The following is a 16,610-nucleotide window of genomic DNA, read 5'->3' on the forward strand; positions in this document are numbered from 1 at the left end:
AATAAAATGAGTATTTTAAATGCTATCAGAAATAAAATTATTCATAGAATTTTTGCCTTAATAAATAATGAAACTATTTATCAAAAAGATTTTGTAATATCATAGAAATCGAACTGACGAACCTAAAAATATGGACTTCAAAAAATTCAAAGCCGCAACCGTTCAAACGTCGCCAGTTTTTCTGAATGTAGAAAAAACAGTTGAAAAAGCAATTACTTTTGTTAAAGAAGCTAGTCAAAACGGAGCACAATTAATCGCTTTTCCCGAAGTTTTTATCGCTGGTTATCCGTATTGGAATTGGATTATGACGCCAGTTCAAGGAAGCAAATGGTATGAAAAACTATACAAATGTTCCGTAAAAACTACCGATGAAGCAATGCAAACTTTGTTTCAAGCAGCAAAAGACAATAACATCCATATCGTTATTGGAATTAACGAACGTGGCGACAGTTATGGCGAAATTTACAACACCAATTTAATCATTGACAACAACGGAAATGTAATTGGAAAACATAGAAAATTAGTTCCAACTTGGGCAGAAAAACTAACTTGGACTTCTGGTGACGGTTCATCATTAAAAGTTTATGATACCGAAATTGGTCCTATCGGAACGTTGGCTTGTGGCGAAAACACTAATACGTTGGCACGTTTCACCTTACTTTCTCAAGGCGAATTAATTCATATTGCTAACTACATTTCGCTTCCGGTTGCACCACCAGATTATAATATGGCTGAAGCCATTAAAATTCGTGCTGCTGCACATTCATTCGAAGGAAAATTATTTACAATCGTTTCATGTTCTACTATTTCTCAAGAAATTAAAGACGCTTTGCGTGATGATGTTCCAAATGTTGACGAATTGTTAGACCGAAAAAATTCTGCTTTTTCAGGATTTATTGGTCCAAATGGTGCCGTAATTGGTACACCATTAATTGATGACGAAGGAATAGTTTATGCTGAAATTGATTTAGAAAAATGTATTCAGCCAAAACAAATGCACGACATTCTCGGACATTACAATAGATTTGATATTTTTGATTTACGGGTAAATACTGCTCCAACAAGAAAGATTACTTTTATTGATAATCATGAAGAATTTAATAAATGATAACTCACCATATAAGGCATATAAGTTCATTTAAGATTATCAACTTACATTTTCTTAAATTCCTTAAATGGTTAATAAAATAAATTTATGGAAGATAAATTTTCAGACGATCAAATTGGTCGCGCGCGAGTTCAAGACACGCCAGAACTTGAAGCCTATTATAAAGAACTTGAAGCTCTAGGTGCTGGTGCTTTGTGGACAGTTGCCAACGATATTGAACCATGGGAACCAAAAAGTTCATCGGTTCCAATGCTTTGGAAATATGATGATTTACGGGAATTGGTTTTAAAATCTTCCGAACTCGTAACACCAGAACAAGCAGGAAGACGTGTTGTATATTTGGTAAATGATAAACGTAAAGACGTTTCTGCAGCTGTTGGTTGGTTGTACACCGGAATTCAAGTCACGCGTCCAGGCGAAAGTACTTCGGCACATCGACATAAAGCTTCAGCATTGCGTTTTATTATGGAAGGCGAAAAAGGCTACACTGTTGTTGACGGTAATAAAATAATGCTGGAAGTGAATGATTTTGTCATTACTCCTAATTCCACTTGGCACGAACATGGCGTTGAAGAAGGCGGAAAAACATGTATTTGGCAAGATGGTTTGGATATTCCGTTAGTCAATGCATTGGAAGCCAATGATTATGCAGTTTTTGACGGAAAACAACCTTTGGTTGCACCTTTAAATCAGTTGCCACAAACTTTTGACGGAAATGGTTTAGTTCCGGCAGATTTTGTTTGGGATAAACCCTATTCGCCATTGTTCAAATACTCGTGGAAAAAAGTATATCCTGCATTATTGGAAGCTCAAAAAGTAAATGAACCCAATCCGTTTGATGGAATTTTTATGAGATATTCCAATCCGCTAACTGGTGGACATGTAATGCAAACTATGGGTGCGGCAATCCAATTATTACCAGCAGGTTTTAAAGGCAAAGCGCACAAACACACAGGTTCATTTGTGTATCAATGTGCTAAAGGAAAAGGATATTCCATCATCAACGGAAAACGCATTGATTGGAAAGAGCGAGATATTTTCTGTGTTCCAAGTTGGGCTTGGCACGAACATCACAATTTATCCGAAACTGAAGTTGCTTGCTTGTTTAATTTCAATGATTTACCCGTAATTGAAGGCTTGGGATTGTATCAATCAAGAGAATTTGAAGAAAATAACGGACATCAATTGCAATAACAATCACAAAAATCAATTTCAAAAAACTTAATGAACCTTAATTTCTTAATGGTTTAAAATTAAAAATAACTAATGAAGCTACTTACCTACAAAACACAAGACACCGAACCTCGATTAGGATTTATCCACAACAATCAAGTGATTGATATGGAAGATTTTGGAGATATATCTAATTTTCCATTGCCAAACGATATGCTTGATTTAATTGATATGGGATTTGAAATCATAGCCGAAATTACTGAAATGATTTCTGAAACGCCAGAAAATTTCTTCGAGGAAATCTGTTATGAAATGAACGAAGTAACCATTCTCGCACCAATCGAAAAACCTCGAAAAAACATCATTGGAATTGGTTTGAACTATACCGAACACGTTGCCGAAAGTGCACGAACATTAGACACAACTGGAAAATTACCTCAAAAACCAATCATATTTTCAAAACCGCCAACAACCGTTACGGCAACTAATACCGAAATTATTAAAAACACCAAACTAACCGAACAATTGGATTGGGAAGTGGAATTGGCCGTAGTTATTAGTAAAAAAGGAAAATACGTTGCTAAAGAAGATGCGTTGGATTACGTTTTTGGCTACACAGTTATTAACGATATTTCGGCACGTGATTGCCGTCGTGAAGGTCAATGGATTGTATCCAAAGGACAAGATACGTTTGCGCCAATGGGACCAATTTTAGTCACCAAAGATGAAATCGAAAATCCACACAATTTGAATTTATCGCTAAAAGTAAACGGCGTTGAAAAACAAAACTCAAACACAAAATTCTTGTTGTTCAATATCAACGATTTAATTGAAGATTTAAGTATTGTTTTCACTTTAGAACCAGGCGATATCATTGCAACCGGAACACCAGCTGGCGTTGGCGCAGGAAGAAATCCTCAAGAATGGTTGTATGATGGCGATATTGTAGAAGCAACTGTTGAAGGAATTGGAACGATTGTGAATACGGTAAAAGAGATTTAATTTAAAAAGAACACAGATTTAAGAAATTATAATAATTTTAAAAATTTCTCAAATCTGTGGTTTCATAAAAATATAAAAATGAAATACAGAATAGGACAAATAGTTCCATCAAGCAACGTAACGATGGAAACCGAAATACCAGCCATTTTTCGTTCGCGCGAAACCATTTTACCAGAACGTTTTACATTCCATTCCAGCAGAATGCGAATGAAAAAAGTAACCAAAGAAGAACTCGAAGCTATGGATGCCATGAGTTTGAAATGTGCTCAAGAACTTTCTGATGCACATGTTGATGTTATGGGTTATGCGTGTTTGGTTGCCATTATGAGCATGGGAAGAGGTTATCATTGCGTTTCGGAAGTTAATTTACATCAGGAAACTGTGGCAAACGACTTTCCTACTCCAATTGTAACTTCGGCTGGAGCTTTGATTAATGGTTTGAAAGTTTTGGGTGCAAAACAAATTTCGATTATTACACCTTATATGCGACCATTAACCGACATGGTTGTTGATTATATTGAACATCAAGGCATAAAAGTGAAAGAAAGTATTGCTCTTGAAATTCCAGATAATCTAGAAGTAGCGGCACAAAACCCGATGAATTTGTTGGAAATCTATAAACAATTAGACTTGACCGATGTTGATGTTTTAGTAGTTTCAGCTTGTGTACAAATGCCGTCTTTGGAAGCTGTTGATTTAATTCAGGCTGAATGTGGAATTCCGGTAACATCAGCTGCAGTTTGTACCACTTATGAAATGATGAAAAAGTTAGGAATTGAAGCAAAATCAGCTATTGGTGGTGAATTATTGAGTGGGAAATATTAATGAATAAAAGAATTCAAAATAGGATTGCTTTTGGTCTATTTGCTTTTGGAGGACTTTTTATGCTAAATCTTTTTGGATAGTATTTTGTTATGTGTGTTCCAATACTGATAATTATTTGTATTCTGGTGATCAAATTATTGAAATAAAAAGGAGTTCAAATTGAACTCCTTTTTATTTTCTAATATTTCAACAATTCTAATAATTCCTTTTCAAATCGTTGTTTTGGTAAATATTGATCTTCCAATGTTTTTACAAACGGAATAGCGCTTTCTAAACTTCCTACTCGGCGAACTGGAGCGTCAAGATATTCGAAACAATTTTCCATAATCAATGCTGAAATATCACTTGAAATTCCGCCAAACAAAGTATCTTCTTGAAGAATAATACATTTTGAAGTTTTCTTTACCGAAGCAAAAATTGTTTCAGTATCTAGCGGTTGCAATGTTCTTAAATCAATTACATCTGCTTTGATTTCAGGATTTTTAGATAAAGTATCTAAAACCCAATGAACTCCAGCACCAAAAGAAATAATCGTTACCTCTGAACCTTCTTTTAGAACAACCGCTTTTCCAAACGGAATAGTATAATAATCTTTTGGAACATCTTGATAAACACTTCTGTACAATTGTTTATGCTCAAAAAACATCACTGGATTTGGATCGTTAATTGCTGTATTCAATAAACCTTTAGCATCATAAGGAAAAGCTGGATAAACTACCTTTAAACCTGGTGTTTTAGTAAACCAAGCTTCATTGGTTTGCGAATGAAACGGTCCAGCTTGCGTTCCGCCGCCACAAGGCATTCTTACTACAACATCTGCTTTTTCTCCCCAACGATAATGTTGTTTTGCCAACAAATTCACAATTGGGTTAAAACCTGTCGAAACGAAATCGGCAAATTGCATTTCAACTATTGCTTTATATCCGTTTATAGACAAACCATTTGCCGCAGAAACCACAGCACTTTCACAAATTGGCGTGTTTCGAACTCGTTCTTTGCCAAATTGCTCCACAAAACCTTCGGTAATTTTAAAAGCACCGCCATATTCGGCAATGTCTTGTCCCATGATTACCAGTTTTTCATGGCGTTCCATCGATTGTTTTAATGCTGATGAAATGGCATCGATTACACGAATGTTTTCAGTTTCTGATGATGGATTTATTGCTTCAAATTCATACGGTTCATAAACATCATTCAATTCTTCTTCAAGATTTGCTTCAAAATCTGGTTCGTCTTGTGTAATTGCCCAATTTTTATCAATCTCTTTCTTGATAACCGATTTTAATTCGGCATCTAATTCCTCAGAAAGCACTCCAACATTAATTAGATATTCTTTAAAATTAGAAACCGGATCTTTTTTTGCCCATTCATCCATCAGTTCTTGAGGAACATATTTTGTTCCGCTTGCTTCCTCGTGACCACGCATTCTAAAGGTTTTGAATTCTAGTAAAACTGGTCTTGGATTTTCAGCAAGCGATGCTTTTAATTCTACTATTTTATTATAAACTTCTAGAATATTATTTCCGTCAATAATGTGGCTTTCCATTCCGTAGCCAATTCCTTTATCGGCAAGATTTTCACAACGATATTGCTCGTTTGTTGGTGTGGAAAGTCCATAACCGTTATTTTCTATCACAAATAGAACAGGTAAATCCCAAACCGCAGCAATGTTTAACGCTTCATGAAAATCGCCTTCACTTGTGGCACCTTCGCCAGTGAAAACGGCTGTTACTTTGCCATTTTTTTGTAATTTATTGGCTAACGCAATTCCATCGGCAATACCCATTTGTGGTCCAAGATGAGAAATCATTCCAATGATATTGAATTCTTGCGTTCCAAAATGAAAACTTCTGTCGCGACCTTTTGTAAAGCCAGATTTTTTACCTTGCCATTGCGAAAACAATCGGTGTAATGGAATATCTCTTGAGGTAAAAACTCCAAGATTTCTGTGCATTGGCAAAATATATTCGTCTTTGTCAAGAGCATTTGTAATTCCAACCGAAATTGCCTCTTGACCAATCCCTGAAAACCATTTGGAAACTTTGCCTTGACGAAGAAGAATTAGCATTTTTTCTTCAATCATTCTTGGCATTAAAAGTCGCTTGTACAAGTCTAATAAGCGTATGTTGGAAAGGTCTTTTCTATCGAAGTTCATTGTTTGTCTTAATTTGTGGCTCAAAAGTAATAAATTAAAGAAAACGTTTTAGTCAATAACAAAAACTAATTTTCACTATTCTGCAAAACATTGATTATCTTTACAATTCATTTATCACTTCAATGAAAAACAAATCACAGACAAAAGTCAGACAAAATAGTTCTCCTGTTTGCTACGCAGAAAGCACTGAAATCAGACCTGAATTTAAGGAGATTGAAAAACCTATTGACAACAGAGCAAAACAATTACCTAAAGTAAAAAAATGATTTTAGGAATGTTAATAACTTTGAGTGCAAACAACAATTAATTTCTATACATTTGTAGTTACGCATTGATTTTAACGCGTTTCAAGTTATTAACAAAAATGTTTTAGTATGCAACAAATTCCAAGTGTTGACTTACGTGATTTCCTGTCGGATGATCCGGCACGTAAACAAAAATTTGTAAATGAAATCGGAAAAGCGTACGAAGAAATAGGCTTCGTAGCATTAAAAGGTCATTTTCTTGATGACAAATTGGTGGAAGATTTATACGGAGAAGTTCGTAACTTCTTTTCTCTTCCATTGGAAACCAAAGCAAAATATGAAATTCCAGGAATTGGTGGACAACGTGGCTATGTTTCTTTTGGAAAAGAACATGCAAAAGGTCGTTCGGCTGGTGATTTAAAAGAATTTTGGCATTTTGGGCAATACGTTTCTGAAGGTTCAAAATATGCTGGTGAATATCCAGACAACGTTACCGTTTCTGAATTACCAAATTTTAATACTGTTGGAAAAGAAGCCTATCAAATGCTTGAAAAAACAGGTATTTATGTATTAAGAGCTTTGGCTATTCACATAGGTTTAGACGAGTTTTACTTTGACAATTACATCAAAGACGGAAATTCTATTCTAAGACCAATTCATTATCCACCAATCACAGATGAACCAAAAGATGGAGCTGTTCGTGCTGCAGCACATGGCGACATCAACTTGATTACACTGCTAATGGGTGCGCAAGGTAAAGGTTTACAAGTTCAAAACCACGACGGACAATGGATTGATGCCATGGCTGAACCAGATGAATTGATGATAAATGTTGGCGATATGTTGTCAAGACATACAAACAATAAATTAAAATCTACTATTCATCAAGTAGTAAATCCGCCAAGAGAACTTTGGGGAACATCGCGTTTTTCAATTCCGTTCTTCATGCATCCGGTAAGTGATATGAAATTAAATTGTTTGGAGCAATGTATTGATGCAGACAATCCAAAACTTTATGACGATATCACAGCGGGAGAATTCCTTGACGAACGTCTAGTGGAATTAGGATTAAAGAAAAAATAAAGTTTAGACTATTCATTTTAAAATTCCAAATTCCAATAATTTTGGGGTTTGGTTTTTTTTAGATTTATACAGTATAGATTTTCAGAACACAGATTTAAGAAATTATAAAAATTTCCATAATTTCTTAAATCTGTTATTTAAAAAAATTAATAATAAACGCCAAACAGAAAAAAAAATGAAAATTTTTCCTCATCAAGAATTAACAAAATCTATAATTGGAATTTATTATGATGTTTACAATGAGTTAGGTTATGGCTTTCTAGAAAAAGTGTATCATAACGCTATGATTATAGAACTGAAAAAAAGAGGTTTTGAAATTGAAAATCAAAAAAAGATTAATGTTTTTTACAAAAAGGAAATTGTTGGTGAATATATACCTGACATAATAGTAAACAACAAAGTAATTCTAGAACTAAAAACTGTAGAATACTTACTTGACATTCATGAAAATCAGATACTAAACTATTTAAAAGCGACTGATTGTGAGGTTGGAATAGTTTTAAATTTTGGAAAAGATCCTCAGTTCACTAGAAAAATATTCACAAATGATTTAAAAAAACATAGATAAAATTTTTATAGATTTTTCAAATTTCTTAAATCTGTGTTCAAAAAATATTAAAAAAATGGATTTACAAGACCAACTAAAAAAACTATTTCCCGACCACGAAGTTTCTAATGAACCCGAAAGTATTGAAGAAACTCCACACGAATTATTTGTTCAAAAAGAACCAATACTTTGCAAATACGAAAAGCGAAAAGGAAAACCAACTACCATAATCTCAGGCTATGAAGGTGAAGACGAAGATTTTAAACTTTTAGCCAAAGAAATCAAAAGTAAACTTGCCGTTGGCGGAAGTTTCAAAGATGGAGAAATAATCCTTCAAGGTGATTATCGTGACAAAATCATGAAATTATTACAAGATAAAGGCTTTAAAACAAAACGTGTTGGCGGCTGATTCAATTAAAAATTAAGAATTAATAATTAAAAATTAAAATGATACAATCATCCGAATTAATATTAAACCCAGACGGAAGTGTTTACCACTTAAATCTAAAACCCGAACATATTGCAAACGATATTATTTTCGTAGGCGACCAAAACCGAGTGGAAAAAATCACGCAATTTTTTGAAAAAATAGAATTTTCAACCCAAAAACGTGAATTTAAAACCCAAACCGGATTTTACAAAGGAAAAAGAATGACTGTAATGTCAACCGGAATTGGACCTGACAATATAGACATCGTAATGAACGAACTCGATGCCTTAGTTAATATTGACCTAGAAACACGTCAGCCAAAAGAAAATTTAACTTCGCTAAACATCATCCGAATTGGAACATCTGGTTCGTTGCAAGCTGATATTCCAGTAGATAGTTTCGTAATGAGCAAATACGCCGTTGGATTAGACAACATGCTTCGCTCCTATTTAATTGACGAAATTTCAGAAAAAAATCTCGAAGAAGCATTCATTGCCCAAACCAATTGGGATTTACGTAAAGGACAACCTTATGTAATTTCGTGCTCAGAAACTTTGGAACAAAAAATCGAAAGCGTTCGTTTCCACAAAGGTTTCACCGGAACTGCTGGCGGATTTTACGGACCACAAGGTCGCGTTTTACGACTTGAAATTCAGGACAGCGAACTCAATAGCAAAATGGACGCATTCGAATTTGAAGGCACAAAAATGACCAATCTCGAAATGGAAACCGCAGCCATTTATGGACTAGGAAAACTGCTTGGACACAATTGTTTGTCGTTGAATGCTATTATCGCCAATCGCGCCAATGGAACATTTAGCACCGATCCATACAAAGCTGTAGATGAACTAATTGCTTATACTTTACAAAAACTTTCTGAGTAATTTTTTCAGGAGCTATTTCCCGCTTTCGCCTTTATCTCGCTCCGTAAACTACGCGAGGATATCGGCTCTATCGGGGCTAAAAACCGTAAACCATGAACCTAATTCTCGAAACAGAACGATTGCTACTTCGTCCGTTGGAACTTTCTGATGCCAACGAAATGTTTGCTATGGATAATCAAACTGAAGTACACAAATATCTTTGGCAAAATCCAACACAAACCGTTGAAGAAACCATCAAAATAATTGAAATGGTTCAAAAACAATATCAAGAAAACGGAATTGGTCGATTTGCAACCATTTTAAAAGATAACAACGAATTCATTGGTTGGACAGGAATAAAGTTTGTAAACGACCATGTTGAAAACGGAAACACCAATTTCTATGATTATGGTTATCGATTAAATCCAAAATTCTGGGGAAAAGGTTACGCCACCGAAGCTTCAATCGCTTGGATTGATTATGGTTTCAACCAAATGAATATCCAAGAAATGAACGCTTACACGCATGCTGAAAACGCTGCGTCCAATCGTGTTTTAGAAAAAGTGGGAATGACGCTTATGGAAAATTATCCAGATGAAAGTGGCGTAACTTGGAAATGGTGGCAACTGAAAAAATAGAATTTAGAAATCAGAATTTAGAACATTTAAATGGACTTTGAAGCGTTAATTGAAAAGTAAAAAACATTCCTTACGGTAGAAATTCAAACCGTACTGATTTTTCATTAGTCATTTCAGAAAACAAAGGAACTTGCAGTTCTAAACATGCTTTTTTGAAAGATTTTGCTAATAACAATAATATTCCAAATGTAGATTTAATCATTGGAATTTATAAAATGAACGAAGCAAATACCAAAATTGGTTCCATTTTAAAAGAAAACAATTTGGATTATCTGCCCGAAGCGCATTGTTATTTAAAAATAAACGGAAAAGAAACCGATATCACTAATTCAAACTCTGATTTTGAAAAATTAAGAAATGATATTTTAAAAGAAATTAGTATTGAACCCAATCAAGTAGCCGATTTTAAAATTGATTACCATCAAAAATTTCTAAAAATTGGATTATAGAAAACCAAATTCCTTTTACTTTTGAAGAAATTTTGAAGATTAGAGAAAAATGCGTTCAAAAACTCTCCGAACAATCTTAATACTCCAAACTTAATACTAATAAATGAAAACAATAAAAATAGCTGGCGTTCCAGAACATTTCAATCTACCATGGCAACTTTGCATCGAAAATGGCGAATTTGAAAGCGAAGGTATCGATTTGCAATGGACCGATATCCCAGAAGGAACAGGAAAAATGTGTCAAATGCTTCGCGATGGCGAAACGGATATTGCTGTCATTCTTTCGGAAGGAATTGTAAAAGACATCGTTAGTGGAAATCAAAGTTCTATTGTTCAAGTTTATGTAGAAAGTCCTTTGATTTGGGGAATTCACGTAGCGGCAAATTCAAAATTTGAGAACCTTTCCGATTTAGAAAATACCAAAGCAGCCATTTCTCGTTTGGGTTCGGGTTCACATTTGATGGCTTTTGTGAATGCACAAAACAACAATTGGAACACCGAAAAACTTGAATTTGAAATTGTAAACACAATTGATGGTGCCGTTGAAGCCTTAACTTCTGGCAAAGCCGATTATTTTATGTGGGAACGATTTATGACAAAACCATTAGTTGATAAAGGCATTTTCCGTAGAATAGCGGATTGTCCAACACCTTGGCCGTGTTTTGTTATTGCGGTTAGAAATGAAATTTTAGAAAAACATCCACAAACCATCAGCAGAATTTTGGAAATCATCAACGCTACAACATCTGAATTTAAAGATATTCCAAGCATCAATCGAACATTGGCATCCAAATTTGATCAAAAAATTGAAGATATCAACGAATGGTTATCGCTTACAAAATGGTCGCAGAAACCTTTATCAGAAAAAGTGTTAAACAAAATTCAAAATCAATTATTTGACCTTAAAATTATTGATAAAAAAAGTACATTTGCTGAAATAGTAAAAGCCGTTTAGCATTTTTGCTGTTTTATCAGTATGATACAATTTGGGAAATTAAATTATCAACAACTTCGCGATAAATTTAAAATCAATAGTCCTTGGGATAAAGTCATTATTTTTATCCTTAGCGTACTGTTCACTATTCCTATTTTTCTAATTGGTCATCAAAATTTAATCGATTTCAATTGGCCATTTCAATTGGATAGAATTTTACTTTTCACATTAATCATTATCGCTATTTTCCTGATATTAAAAGCAATAAGACGAATAACTTTAATTAGTATTATTGTTTATATTTTGTTCTTAATTGGCGGAACAGTTTTTGGCGGATATGGTTTCAATAGTGTTTTTGAAGACTATCGTTCGATGATGTATGCTATGTCAGAAAACCCAAATCCACAAGATTTAATCATTTCAAAACTATTGCCTTTTCCTAATAAATATAAGATTTTAAATGCCATTGAATATAAAAATCCAAAAGTTAGAAGTTTTTCTTTAATGGCAACCAACAAGCATTTTAGAGATGTAAAAGAATATAAAAACGAATATTTTACACTAATTCAGTGTTTTGCTGTTTTTAAAGAAATTAATAGTCAATGGAATTATGTTAGCGATCCAAAAGGAAGTGACTACATTGCAACGGCAACAGAATCGTTGGAATATCTTTCTGGCGATTGTGATGATCATTCTATTTTAATGGCAGCTTGCATTCGCTCTATTGGAGGAACTCCGAGATTAATTCATACCAAAGGTCATATTTATCCCGAAATTTATATTGGTAAAAAAAGTGATTTAGAAGCGATAAACTATTTGATAAAAAAAGTGCTTTTCCCCAAAGAAAGTAAAGACAAAACACTTCATTATCACATAGATGAACGCGGCGATATTTGGCTAAACCTTGATTATACCGCTAAATTTCCTGGTGGACCATTTATGTCTGAAGAAATTCTTGGAGCGTTAACATTGCAATAATTGATTAGTTTTATAAATTCATTTATTAAATTTTTAACTATATTCGCTTATTCGTAAAACAAATTTTTAATGAAAAAAATACTAGTCGCTTTATTGCTATTTTATGGAATAGTAAACGCTCAGAATGAAAGTACCATTTCAGATAAAAAAAATGAATTTAGAGTTGATGTACTTTCAGCTATCCTATCATCAAAAATTAGTGTTAGTTATGAAAGATTCTTTACAAATGATTTTTCAGTTGGTTTAAACGTAAATTATTCTGACAGTAAAAAACTAACCGAAGATTTTGAGGAAGGAAACACCAATAATTTAGGCAAATATGAAATCAATCCTTATGTGAGATATGCTTTATCCAAAGGGAAAACAAGCTACTATTTTGCCGAAGTTTTTGCTTCATATAACGGCGGAGATTACAAAGAAATTGCAAGAGAAGAAAATGGCGGAACAGCTATTTATACTACCAAAATTTCAAATTATACCGATATTGCTGCTGGTGGAAGTTTAGGCTATAAAATGTATTTTAACGAAAGTATAGCTGTGGAACTTTTAGTTGGATTTGGCTATAATTTTTTAAATACCGACAAAAGTCCCGACAAAATTTCGAGAGTTGGAATTAATTTAGGTTACAGATTTTAAGACAATTATCATGAAAAAAATAACATATTTAGCCCTATTATTCTCAACTCTGTTTTTCATTAGTTGTGATACAAATGATGATGGATTTTACAATAATAAAATCATAGATGTCAATCCAGGATTGGTAACTTTTACTAATACAACAAATTACAACGTAGGCGATTATCTTTTTGTAGATGCCGATTTTTCACGTTATCAAACCGAAGTTGGACAAACTGGACTTTTGGACATCTATAGAACTACAGGAAATGCTGAAATTTTTGCCTTTTCTTATGTGATAGAAAAGCAAATCAGTGCTACTGAATGGGAAACTATTTTTGTTGATGATTCTCAACTTCAAATAAACAAAGGCGATGCTTCAAACGGAGCTTATGTTTATGGTTTATGCGAATATAATTCAGCAGATGAAACTTATGAATACAACGTTGGTTTTCCGTTACTTTCAACTGGAAATTATCGTTTAAGTTTTGGTTATAATAGCAATTCTACTAAAAATGTAGAATTACGTTCGTTAAACAAACCAAAAGACATAAAGCTAAATTTAAACAGCGCTGTTGCCAACCTTGATAATAGTGGTTATTTTTATTTTAACGTAAACTAATTTACCACTGAATTTCTGGTTTTCCAATGCTTTTTAGATAGTCATTCGTTTGACTAAAATGTTTGTTTTCAAACCATTTTCCTTGATTAGCACTCATTGGCGATGGATGTCCCGATTTTAGAATTTTGTGCTTTGATTGGTCAATTAGTTTTTCTTTTTGAATGGCAAAATTTCCCCAAAGTAAGAAAACAATATTCGAATTTTCATCTGAAATTTTCTTAATCACAGCATCAGTAAACACATTCCATTTCAAATGTTTATGACTATTGGGTAAATCTTTTCTAACCGTTAAACTTGCATTCAACAGAAGAATTCCTTGCTTTGCCCATCGTTCTAAATTGCCCGAAGTTGGTAAAAAAACGGTGTCAAAATCAAGATTTATTTCTTTAAAAATGTTTAATAGCGATGGTGGAATTTTTACATTATCATTAACCGAAAAACACAATCCATTCGCTTCGCCTTCGCCATGATATGGATCTTGGCCGATGATAACTACTTTTAAATCGTTGAAATCAAATTGATTAAAAGCACTAAAAATCAACTCTTTTGGTGGAAAGCAAACATAATTTTGATATTCATCTTCAACTGCTTTCATCAGCAAATTGAAATAGGGTTTTTCAAATTCATCCGAAAGAATATTTTGCCAAGAAGAATGGATTTTAACAAACATCTCATAAAATTTTACCAAAAATACTATTTTCTGTTGCAATATGGATTTTATCCTTTGTAACTTTGAACCAAAGACAATGATTTAATGATCTCGATTACCGATAAAACACTTAAAGACTTAGAATTCAATACTGTTTTGCAAACCATTTCCGAGCGTTGCAATACTGATATTGGAAAACAAAAAGCATTAGAAATCGTTCCTTTCAAAGAAAAGGAAATACTAATGAATAATTTACTACAAACCTCAGAATATCTTTCCTCTTTCACGAATAATAACGCTATTCCAAATCACGGATTTGAAAATGTAACTAACGATATTAAATTCCTGAGTATTGAAGATAGTTTCTTAGAAGTTGGTAGTTTTAGAAAAATAGCAACGCTTTCGGATACCGTAAATACGATGTTACTTTTTTTGAAAAAATTTCATGATTACTATCCGAAATTAAACGAAAAAGCAACCCAGATCGAATATACCAAATTCATCATCCAAAAAATTGATGAAGTAGTCGATAAATATGGTGAAATTAAAGACAACGCTTCACCGGATTTAATCAATATTCGTAGAGACATGAATGTGGTTCGAGGCAAAGTCAACCAAAGTTTTGGTCAAGCTTTAAGCCAATACAATTCGTTAGGTTATTTAGATGAAATTAAAGAAAGTATTGTTGAAAACCGTAGAGTTTTAGCGGTTTTAGCTATGTATCGCAGGAAAGTCAAAGGTTCAATTCTGGGTAATTCCAAAACCGGAAGCATTGCTTATATCGAACCCGAAGCTACGTTGCGTTATTCCAGAGAATTGAATAATCTTGAATATGAAGAACGAGAAGAAATCACTAAGATTTTAAAGAAATTATCCAATGAAATTCGTCCTTATGTTGAACTTTTAAAACAATATCAGGAGTTTTTAAGCGACATTGATGTCATTGCTGCCAAAGCGAAATATGCTCGAAAAATCAATGCTATTTTACCCAATATTATTGAAGAAAAACGATTATTTTTTAGAGATGCATTTCATCCGATTTTGTTTTTAAACAATCTGGAGAAAAAAGAAAAAACGTTTCCACAAACCATTGAACTCAAAAATGAAAGCCGAATTATCGTGATTTCTGGTCCAAATGCTGGTGGAAAAACCATTTCGTTAAAAACAGTTGGGTTACTTCAACTGATGTTGCAATGTGGCATTTTAATTCCGGTTCATGAACGAAGCGAAACCTTTCTTTTTGACCGAATTCTAACGGATATTGGCGACAATCAATCTATTGAAAATCATTTAAGTACGTATAGTTATCGATTAAAAAACATGAATTACTTTTTAAAAAAATGTAACTCAAAAACATTATTTTTAATCGATGAATTTGGAACTGGTTCTGATCCTGAACTTGGCGGTGCATTAGCCGAAACTTTCTTGGAAGAATTTTATCATCGGGAAGCATTTGGAATAATTACAACCCATTATTCTAATCTGAAAATTTTAGCAAATGAACTGCCTTTTGCTTCGAATGCCAATATGCTTTTTGACGAAAAATCGTTGGAACCAATGTACAAGTTGATTTTAGGACAAGCCGGAAGTTCTTTTACCTTTGAAGTTGCCCAAAAAAATGGTATTCCGTTTGGCTTAATAAATCGTGCAAAAAAGAAAATTGAAGGTGGAAAAGTTCGCTTCGACAAAACCATTGCAACCTTACAAAAAGAACGTTCTAAACTTGAAAAAACATCTTTAACCTTAAAAGAAGAAGAAAGTAAAGCTCGTGAAGAAAGCAAAAAGATGGAAAACATCAATGCTAAAATTCAGGAGAAATTAGAACGCTATCAAGAGTTGTATGATGCCAACCAAAGATTGATTTACTTAGGTCAAAAGATTGATGATATTTCGGAGAAATACTTTAATAACAAAGACAAAAAAGTACTTATTGGTGAGTTTTTAAAAATGGTTGAAATCGAAAACTCAAAACGCAAAAAAGTCACTGTAAAAGAGAAAAAAGCCAAAGAAGTTATCGAGAAAAAAGTTATTGAAGAAGTCCAAGTTAAAGTAGAAGAAATCAGAAAAGAAAAAAAGGAGAAAAAAATAAAAGCTCAAAAACAAGAAGCCGAAAAACCAAGAGTTATTTTGAAAGTTGGCGATAGAGTTAGAATGCTCGACGGAAAATCGGTTGGAACAATTGATAAAATTGAGAAAAGTAAAGCAGTGGTTAACTATGGCATTTTTACTTCAAAAGTGAGTTTGGAAGAATTAGAATTTGTTCAAGCAGCACAGAAATAAATTCAACATAACAA

17 protein-coding genes are annotated in these 16,610 nt (G+C 33.3%); 15 read left to right on the plus strand and 2 right to left on the minus strand.

Features of this window, described 5'->3' with window-relative positions; genetic code table 11:
* Positions 1 to 130 precede the first annotated feature (130 nt).
* From G6042_RS07690 to G6042_RS07705, 4 genes are all read left to right on the plus strand, one after another.
* Positions 131 to 1,108, plus strand: a complete 978-nt coding sequence (locus G6042_RS07690) for a carbon-nitrogen hydrolase family protein (RefSeq protein WP_169523728.1) — start codon at positions 131 to 133, stop codon at positions 1,106 to 1,108.
* Between the two features lie 87 nt (positions 1,109 to 1,195).
* On the plus strand, positions 1,196 to 2,302 hold the full coding sequence (locus tag G6042_RS07695; protein WP_169523729.1) for a cupin domain-containing protein: 1,107 nt from the start codon (positions 1,196 to 1,198) through the stop codon (positions 2,300 to 2,302).
* Between the two features lie 72 nt (positions 2,303 to 2,374).
* Entirely contained in the window at positions 2,375 to 3,283 is a 909-nt protein-coding gene (locus G6042_RS07700; protein WP_169523730.1) for a fumarylacetoacetate hydrolase family protein, read from the plus strand.
* 78 nt (positions 3,284 to 3,361) lie between these two features.
* A complete protein-coding gene (locus G6042_RS07705) occupies positions 3,362 to 4,108 on the plus strand; it encodes a maleate cis-trans isomerase family protein (RefSeq protein ID WP_317168061.1) in 747 nt (248 codons plus the stop codon).
* Positions 4,109 to 4,286: 178 nt separating this feature from the next.
* On the opposite strand, the gene G6042_RS07710 is transcribed toward G6042_RS07705, so the two are convergent.
* Complete coding sequence (locus G6042_RS07710; RefSeq protein WP_169523731.1) at positions 4,287 to 6,263, minus strand: alpha-ketoacid dehydrogenase subunit alpha/beta; 1,977 nt, start codon at positions 6,261 to 6,263, stop codon at positions 4,287 to 4,289.
* A gap of 374 nt (positions 6,264 to 6,637) precedes the next feature.
* Here G6042_RS07710 and G6042_RS07715 point away from each other — a divergent pair, with 374 nt between their 5' ends.
* From G6042_RS07715 to G6042_RS07760, 10 genes are all read left to right on the plus strand, one after another.
* The gene (locus G6042_RS07715) at positions 6,638 to 7,591 is read left to right on the plus strand and encodes an isopenicillin N synthase family dioxygenase (RefSeq protein ID WP_169523732.1); all 954 of its coding nucleotides are present in this window, start codon (positions 6,638 to 6,640) and stop codon (positions 7,589 to 7,591) included.
* A gap of 175 nt (positions 7,592 to 7,766) precedes the next feature.
* A complete protein-coding gene (locus tag G6042_RS07720) occupies positions 7,767 to 8,159 on the plus strand; it encodes a GxxExxY protein (RefSeq protein WP_169523733.1) in 393 nt (130 codons plus the stop codon).
* A gap of 55 nt (positions 8,160 to 8,214) precedes the next feature.
* Positions 8,215 to 8,547 (plus strand): translation initiation factor, encoded by a 333-nt coding sequence (locus G6042_RS07725; protein ID WP_169523734.1) that lies wholly within the window; start codon positions 8,215 to 8,217, stop codon positions 8,545 to 8,547.
* 38 nt (positions 8,548 to 8,585) lie between these two features.
* Complete coding sequence (locus G6042_RS07730; RefSeq protein ID WP_169523735.1) at positions 8,586 to 9,452, plus strand: nucleoside phosphorylase; 867 nt, start codon at positions 8,586 to 8,588, stop codon at positions 9,450 to 9,452.
* A gap of 92 nt (positions 9,453 to 9,544) precedes the next feature.
* Positions 9,545 to 10,069, plus strand: a complete 525-nt coding sequence (locus tag G6042_RS07735; protein WP_169523736.1) for a GNAT family N-acetyltransferase — start codon at positions 9,545 to 9,547, stop codon at positions 10,067 to 10,069.
* Between the two features lie 152 nt (positions 10,070 to 10,221).
* The gene (locus G6042_RS14200; protein WP_211161658.1) at positions 10,222 to 10,518 is read left to right on the plus strand and encodes a hypothetical protein; all 297 of its coding nucleotides are present in this window, start codon (positions 10,222 to 10,224) and stop codon (positions 10,516 to 10,518) included.
* Between the two features lie 103 nt (positions 10,519 to 10,621).
* Complete coding sequence (locus G6042_RS07745) at positions 10,622 to 11,473, plus strand: substrate-binding domain-containing protein (RefSeq protein WP_169523737.1); 852 nt, start codon at positions 10,622 to 10,624, stop codon at positions 11,471 to 11,473.
* A gap of 21 nt (positions 11,474 to 11,494) precedes the next feature.
* Complete coding sequence (locus tag G6042_RS07750; protein WP_169523738.1) at positions 11,495 to 12,430, plus strand: transglutaminase; 936 nt, start codon at positions 11,495 to 11,497, stop codon at positions 12,428 to 12,430.
* 69 nt (positions 12,431 to 12,499) lie between these two features.
* Complete coding sequence (locus tag G6042_RS07755) at positions 12,500 to 13,066, plus strand: DUF3575 domain-containing protein (protein ID WP_169523739.1); 567 nt, start codon at positions 12,500 to 12,502, stop codon at positions 13,064 to 13,066.
* A 10-nt stretch (positions 13,067 to 13,076) separates the two neighbouring features.
* Complete coding sequence (locus G6042_RS07760) at positions 13,077 to 13,667, plus strand: hypothetical protein (RefSeq protein ID WP_169523740.1); 591 nt, start codon at positions 13,077 to 13,079, stop codon at positions 13,665 to 13,667.
* A 1-nt stretch (position 13,668) separates the two neighbouring features.
* Here G6042_RS07760 and G6042_RS07765 read toward each other — a convergent pair whose 3' ends face one another.
* On the minus strand, positions 13,669 to 14,337 hold the full coding sequence (locus G6042_RS07765) for a uracil-DNA glycosylase (RefSeq protein ID WP_169523741.1): 669 nt from the start codon (positions 14,335 to 14,337) through the stop codon (positions 13,669 to 13,671).
* 84 nt (positions 14,338 to 14,421) lie between these two features.
* On the opposite strand from G6042_RS07765, the gene G6042_RS07770 reads away from it, so the two are divergent.
* Positions 14,422 to 16,596, plus strand: a complete 2,175-nt coding sequence (locus G6042_RS07770; RefSeq protein ID WP_169523742.1) for an endonuclease MutS2 — start codon at positions 14,422 to 14,424, stop codon at positions 16,594 to 16,596.
* Positions 16,597 to 16,610 lie beyond the last annotated feature (14 nt).

The sequence above is a fragment of the Flavobacterium solisilvae genome, assembly GCF_012911605.1.
Lineage (GTDB): Bacteria > Bacteroidota > Bacteroidia > Flavobacteriales > Flavobacteriaceae > Flavobacterium > Flavobacterium solisilvae.

What these genes read in the sequence shown, in the direction of transcription:
- G6042_RS07690 (WP_169523728.1), top strand. Translation starts at nt 131, where the DNA reads ATGGACTTCAAAAAATTCAAAGCCGCAACCGTTCAAACGTCGCCAGTT.
- G6042_RS07695 (WP_169523729.1), top strand. Translation starts at nt 1,196, where the DNA reads ATGGAAGATAAATTTTCAGACGATCAAATTGGTCGCGCGCGAGTTCAA.
- G6042_RS07700 (WP_169523730.1), top strand. Translation starts at nt 2,375, where the DNA reads ATGAAGCTACTTACCTACAAAACACAAGACACCGAACCTCGATTAGGA.
- G6042_RS07705 (WP_317168061.1), top strand. Translation starts at nt 3,362, where the DNA reads ATGAAATACAGAATAGGACAAATAGTTCCATCAAGCAACGTAACGATG.
- G6042_RS07710 (WP_169523731.1), bottom strand. Translation starts at nt 6,263, where the DNA reads ATGAACTTCGATAGAAAAGACCTTTCCAACATACGCTTATTAGACTTG.
- G6042_RS07715 (WP_169523732.1), top strand. Translation starts at nt 6,638, where the DNA reads ATGCAACAAATTCCAAGTGTTGACTTACGTGATTTCCTGTCGGATGAT.
- G6042_RS07720 (WP_169523733.1), top strand. Translation starts at nt 7,767, where the DNA reads ATGAAAATTTTTCCTCATCAAGAATTAACAAAATCTATAATTGGAATT.
- G6042_RS07725 (WP_169523734.1), top strand. Translation starts at nt 8,215, where the DNA reads ATGGATTTACAAGACCAACTAAAAAAACTATTTCCCGACCACGAAGTT.
- G6042_RS07730 (WP_169523735.1), top strand. Translation starts at nt 8,586, where the DNA reads ATGATACAATCATCCGAATTAATATTAAACCCAGACGGAAGTGTTTAC.
- G6042_RS07735 (WP_169523736.1), top strand. Translation starts at nt 9,545, where the DNA reads ATGAACCTAATTCTCGAAACAGAACGATTGCTACTTCGTCCGTTGGAA.
- G6042_RS07745 (WP_169523737.1), top strand. Translation starts at nt 10,622, where the DNA reads ATGAAAACAATAAAAATAGCTGGCGTTCCAGAACATTTCAATCTACCA.
- G6042_RS07750 (WP_169523738.1), top strand. Translation starts at nt 11,495, where the DNA reads ATGATACAATTTGGGAAATTAAATTATCAACAACTTCGCGATAAATTT.
- G6042_RS07755 (WP_169523739.1), top strand. Translation starts at nt 12,500, where the DNA reads ATGAAAAAAATACTAGTCGCTTTATTGCTATTTTATGGAATAGTAAAC.
- G6042_RS07760 (WP_169523740.1), top strand. Translation starts at nt 13,077, where the DNA reads ATGAAAAAAATAACATATTTAGCCCTATTATTCTCAACTCTGTTTTTC.
- G6042_RS07765 (WP_169523741.1), bottom strand. Translation starts at nt 14,337, where the DNA reads ATGTTTGTTAAAATCCATTCTTCTTGGCAAAATATTCTTTCGGATGAA.
- G6042_RS07770 (WP_169523742.1), top strand. Translation starts at nt 14,422, where the DNA reads ATGATCTCGATTACCGATAAAACACTTAAAGACTTAGAATTCAATACT.